Consider the following 10,957-nt stretch of genomic DNA (forward strand, 5'->3'; position numbering starts at 1 on the left):
GCGATGAATGGCGGCTGCCTTGTGGTCCAAGGGCCGCCCGGCACTGGAAAGTCCTACACCGCATCAAGAGTGATTGCTTCGCTGCTCGCCGCCGGCAAGAAAGTCGGTGTTGCCTCCAACAGTCATAAGGCCGTGGTCAACTTGCTCATCGCTTGCGGTAATGCCGCTCGTGAAAGAGGGCAGCACCTGTCAGGCATCAAAGTTGGCGGTGAAGCGACCGGGCCGGTCTTTACCGAGAATCTCAATCTGCGTTACATCGAAACCACTTCCGCTGCCTTCGCCGCATATTCCAATGGCATCGTTGGCGGAACGGCGTGGCTTTTCACGCGCCCGGAATGGGAAGGCGCGCTTGATTTTCTTTTCATTGACGAAGCTGGCCAGGTTTCACTGGCCAACGCAGTGGCAATGGCTCGATGTGCGAAGAATCTCGTCCTCCTCGGCGACCAGATGCAGTTGGAGCAGCCCGTGCAAGGCTCGCATCCGGGCGACGCGGGACTTTCCGCGCTGCAATACGCTCTAAAAGACACAAAGGCCAGTCGGCCTGATGCACCCGTGCTTCACGCCGTTGTCCCGCCCGATTACGGGCTTTTTCTTGGCGAGTCTCGTCGGATGCACCCGTCAGTGTGTCGCTTCATTTCCGAGAGCATCTACGAGGGACGCCTCAATGCCTTTGGCGATTGCGCCCGTCAAAAGATTGCCGTTCCTTCAAACGCAAACGAACTCATCACGATTGAAAGCGGGATTGTTTTCAGCGGCATTGAGCACGACGGCGACATTCAACAGAGCGACGAGGAGGTCGAGCGCGTTTGCGCCATTTTCAAAGAACTTCTTGGCCGTCAATACACTGACAAGGACAACAAAACGCGGCCACTCGCGCTGAACGATTTCCTTTTCATCGCGCCATACAATGCCCAGGTTCGCTCGCTCCAGGCAGCGCTCCCGGCAAATGCTCGCGTCGGCAGCGTGGACAAGTTTCAAGGACAGGAAGCCCCGGTTTGCATTCTGTCGCTTTGCTCCAGCTACGGCGAATACGGCTCTCGTGGACTTGGCTTCATCCTCGACCGCAATCGCGTCAACGTCGCCATCTCACGCGCCCAATGCTTGGCGGTGGTCGTTGCCGATCCACGCATTGCCGCCACGCCTCCCGGTTCGTTGGATGAGATGACGCTCATCAACCTGTTCTGCAAATTGTCCGCGCCAACTCTTCCCGCATGAGTTTCGCGCCCATCATTCATGCACTCGCGTTGCCGCCCGAAACCCGCGTTGAACAGCGTGTCCCGAAAAAGCTCTTTGTCGAAAACGGCGCACCCACGGCCAGCGACAAGCGCCAGATCAACGAAGGCATTTCCGAAGTCCTTTGGCAAGCGGCGCTGAAACCCGCAAATCTCGGTGTGCCCGTCTTCCGGGACGCCGTGCGTGAGTATCTGGAAGTTGCCATTCTCACGGCTCATTTCCGTTCCACGGCCAAAACCGCGCGCCTGGTTGAGCTCATTCATCGCGCGATTCCGTATCCGGTGTTGTTGATTTCGCTTACCGGAGAAACGGCTTCCTTGTCGGTGGCTCACAAACGCTGGTCGCAAGGCGAATCCGGCAAAGTCGTCATCGAAGAACTGCGCGCCACCGCACCTTTCCGCCCGGATGCCCCTACGGCAGAGGAAGCCCAATTCCTGGCCCGCCTCTCAGTCGTCGGACTGCCGCAAGGCGATTTGTTCGCGCTCTACCAAAGCTGGCTGGATTCCATCCTCGCGCTGGAGGCTGCGCAAATTACCGGCGCATTTCGCCCACCCACGGCGGACAATTCCTCCGCCCTCCGCGAACAACTGGATGCCCGCGCCCAAGCAGTGCGCGAGTTGGCTGCGCTGCGCGCCCAGGCCGAAAAGGAGACGCAACTCAACCGCCGCGTGGAACTCAACCTCGCCATCAAACGGCTCGAAGCGCGCATTGCCGAACTCGTTCAAACTCTTTAACCTCACGCCCTCATCATGGAAAAACTGACTGCGCAATCACCGGAGACGAAATCGCCCGATCTCGTCGCCGAGAATCTGGCCAAGCTCAAGGCGCTGTTCCCGGAGGTCGTCACCGAAGACGGCGTGAACGTGGATTCCCTGAAACAGTTGATTGGCAAAACCATCACAGACGCAGAGGAGAAATTCGGCCTCAACTGGCATGGCAAGCGCAAGGCCCGCAAGTTGGCACTCACCCCCAGCGGAGGCACGCTGCGCCCCTGTCCGGAAGAGAGCGTGGACTGGGACAAGACGCAAAACCTGATGATTGAGGGCGACAATCTCGAAGTCCTCAAGCTCCTCCAAAAATCCTACAATGGGAAAGTGAAGCTCATTTACATTGACCCTCCCTACAACACGGGAAATGACTTCGTTTACTCCGATGATTTTCAGGATAACATCAAGAACTACCTCGAAATCACCGGTCAGGTTGGAGAAGCTGGCCGTAAACTTTCCTCCAACGCTGAATCCTCTGGTCGCTTTCACACCGATTGGCTCAACATGATGTATCCTCGATTGAGGCTCGCACGCAATCTCCTGTGCGAGGACGGCGCTTTGTTTGTCTCGGTTGACGATGGTGAAGTTAACAATCTCCGAAGTGTCATTGACGAGATTTTCGGCCCCGAAAACTTTATCGCCCTGTTTGTTTGGGAAAAGCGAACTACCAGAGAAAACCGGCGTGTTTTTTCTTTTAACCATGAATACGTCCTCTGCGTGGCAAAGAGCAAAACGCAATTTGAGCAAGTCAGAAATCTCCTGCCAACCACCGAAGAGGTCCGCAACCGCTACGCCAATCCCGACAATGACCCCCGTGGCCCTTGGCAGTCCGTATCTCTCAACGCCCAAGCCGGACACGCCACAAAAGACCAGTTTTACTCTTTCACCACTCCCGGCGGTCGTGTCTTGGATCCACCACCGGGCCGATGCTGGGCCGTAACAAAGCCAAAGCTCGAACAACTTGTCGCCGACAACCGCGTATGGTTTGGCGAGACCGGTAATAATGTCCCTCGCCGTAAACTCTTTCTTTCTGAGGCTGCAGATGGACTCACTCCACATACACTTTGGACCGCTGCCGAAGTTGGAACGAACGACTCCGCAAAGAAGGATTTAATAGAACTATTTGGCGGAGTCGAGGTCTTCGATACGCCCAAGCCTACCGCATTGATCCGCAGAATAATTGAAATCACAACCAGCAAATCGGACCTGGTGCTCGATTTCTTCGCTGGCGCAGGCCCTACCGGTGAGGCAGTGTTCGACACCAACCAAATAGACGGGGGACATCGTCGCTTCGTTCTTGTTCAACTGCCCGAGCCTACGGACAAACCGGATTACCCAACTATCGCTGACATCACCAAGGAACGGTTGCGTCGCGCCGCCATGAAAACTCGCACGGCCTGGGAAAACCAACAGGCCACACAAGCAGCCGCCGAACCCGATTTGCTTAAGCCGCCATCAACCGCTCAAAAACCCGAATTGCCGGACCTCGGTTTCCGCGTTTTCAAGCTGGCGTCGAGCAACATCCGCGCATGGGAGCCGGATCGCGCCGATCTCGCACAGACGTTGGAAGCGTCGGTTGAACATCTTAAAACCGACCGCACGGAATCCGACATCCTGTTCGAGTTGCTTTTGAAACTCGGGCTGGACCTCACCGTGCCCACCGAAAAGAAGTTCATCGCTGGGCAGGACGTTTACAGCATGGGTGCGGGCACATTGATTGTTTGCTTGTCCAAATCCATCGCCGCCAAAGAAGTCGAACCACTGGCTCTCGGCGTCGCCGAATGGCACAAGGCTCAAGCCCCCGCTGGCGAATCCACCGTCGTCTTCCGCGACAGCGCCTTTGCTGACGACGTGGCCAAAACCAACCTCACCGCTATCCTGCAACAGCACGGGCTGGAGAATATCCGCAGCCTCTAAAGCCAATGCCGACAAACCCCAAAACCTTTGTCACGTTCGCCTACGGCTCGAACATGCTTTGCAGCCGGATTCAGGATCAGGAGCGTTGCCCCTCGGCCCGCGCCTTGGGCGTCGCCGAGTTGCACGGCCACGAATTGAAGTGGCACAAACGCAGCAAAGACGGCTCAGGCAAGTGCGACGTCGTTCAAGCGAAGGACAAAAAGCAGATTGTTTACGGCGTGCTTTTCGAAATTGCCGCGAGTGAGAAGTCAGAACTCGATACGGCAGAAGGTCGCGGCAATGGATATGAAGAGAAGCAGGTGCAAGTTGTGTTCGGAGGAGCACCCCGAACTGTATCTCTCTACGCCGCGACCAAGACGGATTCATCGTTGAAGCCCTACACCTGGTATAAGGCGTTTGTCGTGGCGGGGGCGAAGGAGCACAAACTTCCAAGCGAATACATCCGCCAGTTGGAAGCTGTGGAGGCCACTCAAGACCCTGATCGTGAAAGAGAGCGGCGCAACACCCAGTTGTTGGAGGGAAATCGCCTCAGCCCTACGTCATGAAACTCCATTTCGAGCCCAATCTCGACTACCAGCACGCGGCTATCGAATCCGTGTGCGACCTGTTCAAGGGGCAGGAGATTTGCCGCAGCGTCTTCACCGTCACTCGCGACGTGGATGACGCACAACAGCGCATGGGTTTCGCCGAAACCGACATCGGTATCGGCAACCGCCTCACGTTGCTCGACGATGACCTGCTCAAGAACCTGAACGACATTCAACTGCGCAACGGATTGCCACCGTCCGCTTCGCTGGCTTCCGGCGATTTCACCGTTGAGATGGAGACCGGAACAGGCAAGACCTACGTTTATCTGCGCACCGTGTTCGAGTTGAATCAGCGTTACGGCTTTAACAAATTCGTCATCGTTGTCCCGTCCGTCGCCATCAAGGAGGGCGTTTACAAGTCGCTCCAGATGATGGAAGACCATTTCCGTTCGCTCTACGCCAACGTCCCCTTCGAGTATTTTCTCTACGACTCCAGCAAGCTCGGCCAGGTCCGCAACTTCGCCACGAGTTCGCACATTCAAGTGATGGTTGTGACCGTGGGCGCGATCAACAAGAAGGACGTCAACAACCTCTACAAAGACAGCGAGAAGACCGGGGGCGAGAAGCCGATTGATTTAATCAAAGCCACCCGGCCCATCATCATCGTGGACGAACCGCAGAGCGTGGACGGCGGCCTCGAAGGTCGCGGCAAGGAAGCTCTCGGAATGATGAGCCCGCTCTGCACGTTGCGTTTTTCCGCCACGCATGTGGAGAAGCACCACATGGTCTTCCGCCTCGATGCGGTGGATGCTTACGAGCGCAAGCTGGTGAAGCAGATCGAAGTGGCGGAGGCGCGCATCTCGGGCGGCCACAACAAGCCCTACGTGAAGCTCCTTTCTGTCGGCAATAAAAAGGGCGTCATCACGGCCAAGGTGGAGTTGGACATGCAAACGCGGTCCGGCGTGCAGCGCCAAGAAGTCAACGTGCAGGACGGCGACAATCTGGAGATGACCACCAACCGGGCGGTTTATCACGATTGCCGCGTTGGCGAGATTCGTGTCGCCCAAGGCAGCGAGTTCATGGAATTACGCGTCCCCGGAGGCGAACACTTCCTCAAGCCGGGCGAGGCTTTTGGCGACCTTGATGCGCTGGCCGTGCAGCGTGAGATGATCAGCCGCACCATCAAAGAGCATTTGACCAAAGAGCTTCGTCTCGCGCCCCAGGGAATCAAAGTCCTCTCGCTGTTCTTCATTGATTCCGTGGAGCGCTATCGGCAATACGACGCCGAGGGCAACCAAATCAAAGGCGACTACGCCAAAATCTTTGAAGAGGAATATCGCCGCTTGGCAAAACACCCCGATTACCAAAGCTTGTTCAAGGAAGTGGACCTGCAAACCGCTGTCGAGGAAGTCCACAACGGATACTTCTCGATTGATAAAAGGAGAGTCGGCGGAAAGACCGTTGAGGTTTTTAAGGACACACGCGGTGACACAAAGGCGGACGACGACACCTACAGTCTGATCATGCGCGAGAAGGAGAAGCTGTTGGGCTTCGAGACGCCCCTTAAATTCATCTTTTCCCATTCCGCGCTCAAGGAGGGCTGGGACAATCCGAACGTCTTCCAGATTTGCGCGTTGCGCGATATGGGCACGGAACGCGAGCGCCGGCAGACGATTGGTCGCGGCCTTCGGCTCTGCGTCAACCAGCAAGGTGAACGCTTGCGCGGCTTTGAGATCAACACCCTGACGGTCGTTGCCACCGAGAGCTACGAGCAGTTTGCCGAAAACTTGCAGAAGGAAATTGAGGAGGACACGGGCATTCGTTTCGGAATTGTTGAGCATCATCAGTTCGCTGGCATTTCGGTCACAGGTGCGGACGGCAAATCCACGCCACTCGGCTTCGACAAATCGAAGCAGCTTTGGCAGGTGCTCCGCGATGCCGGCCTGGTGGACCATAAAGGCAAGATTCAGAACGCCCTGAAGCAGGCGCTCAAGGACAACACGCTGACCTTGCCCGAACCGTTCGCCTCTCAACTCCCTCAAATCAAGGAAGTGCTGCGGAAGCTTTCCGGGAAATTGGAGATCAAAAACGCGGACGAGCGCCAGCAGATCAAGACACGGCAAGCCGTGCTCCAGAGCGCCGAGTTCAAGGCGCTATGGGATCGCATCAAGCACAAGACGACCTACCGCGTTCAGTTCGACAACGAGGCGCTCATCCAAAAGTGTATTGCGGCCATCAAGGATGGTCCGCCAATCACGAAAACCCGGCTCGAATGGCGCAAGGCCGACATCGCCATCGGCAAAGCGGGTGTTGAGGCCACGGAAACGGCCACGTCTGCACCGGTAGTGCTCGAAGAGCGCGACATCGAGTTGCCGGATGTCCTAACGGACTTGCAGGACAAAACTCAACTCACCCGCCGGAGCATTCATCGCATTCTAATCGGCAGCGGCAGGTTGAATGACTTCACAAGGAATCCGCAGGAGTTTATCGAACTGACCGCCGATGGGGTTAATCGAGCCAAGCGTCTGGCGCTGGTGGACGGCATCAAATACCAACGCCTCGGGGACGAGCAATACTACGCGCAGGAATTGTTTGAGCAGGAAGAACTCACGGGCTATCTGAGAAACATGATTGCGGTCGGCGACCGCAGCGTTTACGAGCACGTCGTTTACCAGTCGGACACCGAGAAATCATTTGCTGAACAGTTAGAAAAGAACGAAGCCATCAAGATTTTCGCCAAATTGCCGGGCTGGTTCAAAGTTCCGACGCCGTTGGGCACCTACAACCCGGATTGGGCAGTGCTTGTAGAAAAGGACGGCGCGGTTCGCCTTTATTTTGTCGTCGAAACCAAGAGCAGCCTGTTCACCGACGACTTACGCGACCGTGAAAGTGCCAAGATTAAATGCGGCGAAGCGCATTTCGACGCTCTGGCCGTCGGCGAGAATCCGGCTCGTTTTGTGAAAGCCACAAGACTCGATGATGTGTTTGCCGCAACCTCCTAAAACAGCAAATGAACCTTCACCTTCAGGATCCACTAGATCCGAACGCACCGTTCCTTCAAGAAAAGATTCTCGAAACCTGTGCCGGAGCAACTTGCGGCGGTGGCGCATTTGCTTTTGTAACCAAGAGCGGAGTCGATCTACTTCTCAACGACCTAGCCTTTAAGGCATTCACGACCGAAGGCAATTTTGACTTGGTGGTGGGCGTCGATGAAGTCACCAATCCTCTCGCACTTACATCTCTCCGCCAATTGGCTGGTGAGATTGACACCCTACAGATCCGCGTATTCTACCATGAACAACCAAATACAACCTTCCATCCGAAGTTTTGTTGGTTCCGGCACAAAAAAACTGCCGTGCTTATCACAGGTTCTGGCAACCTCACAGGTCGGGCGATGCGCGGCAATTGGGAGGCTTTCACTATCACAGAATTTGACGAGAAAGATGCGACCGCGCTCGAAGACCGATGGGCCGCATGGACACACGCGCATGCGGAGCGGCTACGACCACTGGACGATCCGGCTGTTATCGCTAGAGCAGAGGAAAATCAGAGACGGGCAAGACGCTTAGGTCCCCGGTTACCAGAACCACTCCAGGAGCCTCAACCACCAGAGTCCCCCGCTGCGGATGAAAACATTCCCCGTCCTCCCCTAGCAGCAGAAGGACAAGTCGCTGCTCTGGTTGCCGAAATTCCAAGAGCGGGCAACCGATGGAACCAAGCAAACTTCGATCTCAATACGTTCCGCCATTTTTTTGGTGCCCAACCGGGCGCGAGCCATAGAATTGTCCTTCAGCATGTGAACGATGTTGGAGAGCTTGGGACAATGGAGAGCCGGCCAAGCGTGTCGGTCGCTAGTCACAACTACCGCTTTGAGTTGGAGGCTGCTTCCGGCCTGCAATACCCTCGGCGCGGTCATCCGATTGGTGTTTTTTTACAGATTGGCCGCCGCACCTTTAGGTATCGTCTTCTCCTACCCAGGTGGCCAGGTTACTCAGCCATGAGAGACTTCCTTGCAACCAGATACACTGGGCGAGCCAACCAAATGCGTCGCGTCGTTGCTACGGCCGCAGACGTTTACCAAGCATGGCCCGGTTCTCCTCTTTGGCGTGAACCACTGCAAATCGAGGACTGAACGGTCCCCACACAACACCCTATTCGACATGTTTAACTCCCAACTGCAATACGAAGTCGCCCCAGATCTTCTAGCGATTTGCGATTTCGAAGATTGCCGAGACAAGCTTGTCGTCCGACTGCCATCTGCTATCTGCGGCGGTTCTTGGAACGTAAACCCTTGCCCCCTGAAAGGAACAAGAGGGCGAAATGGAACCAATGCCAACTACTGACCCTTCACTGGATCCGCGTGTTCAGCAGTCCTTGCGGACTTTCTATGAATCGCTCCTGAAACGTGGCGACCTGATCACCAAAGAACGGCTATCTCAATGTTACGCCCTGTTTCGTGAACGATTCGGTCCGGAACGCCTCAAGAGTTTGGACGGCGAGATTCTTCTGAACACGATGCACGCCCACGGCAATCAGGACAGCTTGGTGTATTGGCTGGAATTCAAGAGCGACGCCGAGTTCCCCACGCGTCAGTTCGGTAGTATCTCCGGCGGCAGCGCGCTCAAATTCGGTCTCTACAAGAGCAAAGATTCCGGCGAATGGATGGCCGGCCATCCCACCAACCAAACCACGTTGCCGATACCCGAAGCCATTGCCACCGCACGGAAACACCGCGATCAGTTGATCGCCGCCGTAACCGCTATCCAAGAATTGCCGGTGGGCGCGGACGATCAGGCGTATCTGGCTTTGCAGAAAAAATTGGACGAGGTGGCGCCGGATGTGTGTCGCCTAGCTTGGGGACACAAATACGTAAGTTTGCTTTTCCCGGACAAACTGGACGATTTTCACGCTGAATATTTCCAGCGGCACAACCTCATCAAATTGCTTCAACTGCCGCCTGCACAGCCCGGCCTGTATGTTTCCGCGGGCCGTTTCGTCAGCTTCGCGAATCAAATGGGTTGGCCCATGAATCATTTTACGGCTGTGCTCAACGAACGGAATGGCACGCCGACCAAATACTGGCGCATCGGCACGAAGCTGGGCGAAGGAAATGACGCTCAAGATGTTTGGCCGGATATGAAAACCGGTGGCTATGCGGCCATTGGCTGGCCGGAACTGGGGGATTTGTCCAGCGTGCTCGCCGGCGACAATGTAAAGGAGACCATCGCGAACATGCTGATTAAGGAATATCCGAATTATGAGGCAAATGTTGCTTCGCGCAAAGCCGGTGAAATTCGGAACTTTGCAGCAGACATGGAGGAAAATGACGTTGTGCTCGCGGCGGACGGCGAAAGGATTCTTGGCGTCGGTCTGGTCAAAGGCCCGTACCGGTTTGAGACGACGCAACCGGAAGACGCCCCGCACCGTCGCCAGGTCGATTGGCACACGACGCCGGAATGGAAATTGCCCGTCACCGAAGGGTTGAGAACCACGGTCTGGAAATTGCGCAAGGATGACCGGAACTTTGTGGCCGTGGAGCGTCAGTTGTTGGAACCGTCGTTACCCTCGTCACCTGAAGCCCCCGCCCCAAAGCCGGCGCTGCCGAATCCCATTCGCAAAATTGTGCGGTTGGAAGGAGTCATTCCGGGCAGGTTGCAGGCGATCTTGGAACGCAAAGGACAGGCCATTCTCTACGGCCCGCCGGGCACCGGCAAAACCTATTGGGGCAAACAGACGGCGCTCGATTTGTCAGCCATCGGGGCCTTCGGGTGTCTATATGCGGATCTTACAGCCGAACAGAAAGTGAGAGTCAACGGTGACGGCTCAAACTCCGGCCTGTTGCGCTGCTGCACGTTTCACCCGGCCTTCGGTTATGAGGATTTCATTGAGGGCTACCGTCCGCAGAAAAGCACAGGCGGCCAGTTAATCTTTGAAAAGCGTGACGGCATTTTCAAAACGCTCTGCCGCGATGCCGCCGCTTCGGATGAAAAGTTTGTTCTGCTCATTGACGAAATAAATCGCGGCGACATCCCGCGCATCTTTGGCGAGTTGCTGACACTGCTCGAAAAGAATAAACGCGGGCAGGAGGTGATTTTACCTTTGTCTGGCGACAAATTCTCCGTGCCAGCCAACGTTCTGGTCATCGGCACCATGAATACGGCGGATCGTTCCATCGCCTTGCTTGATACTGCATTGCGGCGCCGATTCGGGTTTGTGGAGTTGATGCCGGATTCGTCCACGTTAGCAGGCGCGATTGCAGGTGAGGCTATACCTTTGGGTCAGTGGCTCGATGCATTGAACTCCCGCATCCGTGAACACATCGGCAAGGACGCCCGCAACCTGCAAATTGGCCATGCCTACCTGATGGACGACAACGGAAAGCCGGTCACGGATTTTGCGAGATTTTCCCGCATCATCGCCGAGGACGTTATTCCACTGCTGGAGGAATATTGTTACGAGGACTACGGCGCGCTCACGGAAATTTTGGGCGGGGCCATGGTGGACGGTGAACGG

7 protein-coding genes are annotated in these 10,957 nt (G+C 56.0%); all 7 read left to right on the forward strand.

Features of this window, described 5'->3' with window-relative positions; translation table 11 throughout:
- On the forward strand, positions 1-1,215 hold a 1,215-nt coding region (locus tag VN887_11620), incomplete at its 5' end, for a DEAD/DEAH box helicase (GenBank protein HXT40651.1).
- On the forward strand, positions 1,212-1,967 hold the full coding sequence (locus tag VN887_11625) for a DUF4391 domain-containing protein (GenBank protein HXT40652.1): 756 nt from the start codon (positions 1,212-1,214) through the stop codon (positions 1,965-1,967). The genes VN887_11620 and VN887_11625, both read left to right, overlap by 4 nt.
- A gap of 15 nt (positions 1,968-1,982) precedes the next feature.
- Entirely contained in the window at positions 1,983-3,917 is a 1,935-nt protein-coding gene (locus VN887_11630; protein HXT40653.1) for a site-specific DNA-methyltransferase, read from the forward strand.
- Positions 3,918-3,922: 5 nt separating this feature from the next.
- On the forward strand, positions 3,923-4,462 hold the full coding sequence (locus VN887_11635) for a gamma-glutamylcyclotransferase family protein (protein HXT40654.1): 540 nt from the start codon (positions 3,923-3,925) through the stop codon (positions 4,460-4,462).
- Complete coding sequence (locus tag VN887_11640; GenBank protein HXT40655.1) at positions 4,459-7,446, forward strand: DEAD/DEAH box helicase family protein; 2,988 nt, start codon at positions 4,459-4,461, stop codon at positions 7,444-7,446. The genes VN887_11635 and VN887_11640 overlap by 4 nt, the downstream gene beginning before the upstream one ends.
- Before the next feature lie 8 nt (positions 7,447-7,454).
- Positions 7,455-8,576, forward strand: coding sequence for a phospholipase D-like domain-containing protein (locus VN887_11645; protein ID HXT40656.1), 1,122 nt, complete (start codon positions 7,455-7,457; stop codon positions 8,574-8,576).
- 197 nt (positions 8,577-8,773) lie between these two features.
- A partial coding sequence (locus VN887_11650) for an AAA family ATPase (GenBank protein ID HXT40657.1) occupies positions 8,774-10,957 on the forward strand: 2,184 nt, incomplete at its 3' end.

It is taken from the genome of Candidatus Angelobacter sp., from assembly GCA_035607015.1.
Classification (GTDB): Bacteria; Verrucomicrobiota; Verrucomicrobiia; order Limisphaerales; family AV2; genus AV2.

Bases quoted from the DNA above. Each gene is read 5' to 3' on its own strand.
- VN887_11625 (HXT40652.1), top strand. From the start codon at position 1,212: ATGAGTTTCGCGCCCATCATTCATGCACTCGCGTTGCCGCCCGAAACC.
- VN887_11630 (HXT40653.1), top strand. From the start codon at position 1,983: ATGGAAAAACTGACTGCGCAATCACCGGAGACGAAATCGCCCGATCTC.
- VN887_11635 (HXT40654.1), top strand. From the start codon at position 3,923: ATGCCGACAAACCCCAAAACCTTTGTCACGTTCGCCTACGGCTCGAAC.
- VN887_11640 (HXT40655.1), top strand. From the start codon at position 4,459: ATGAAACTCCATTTCGAGCCCAATCTCGACTACCAGCACGCGGCTATC.
- VN887_11645 (HXT40656.1), top strand. From the start codon at position 7,455: ATGAACCTTCACCTTCAGGATCCACTAGATCCGAACGCACCGTTCCTT.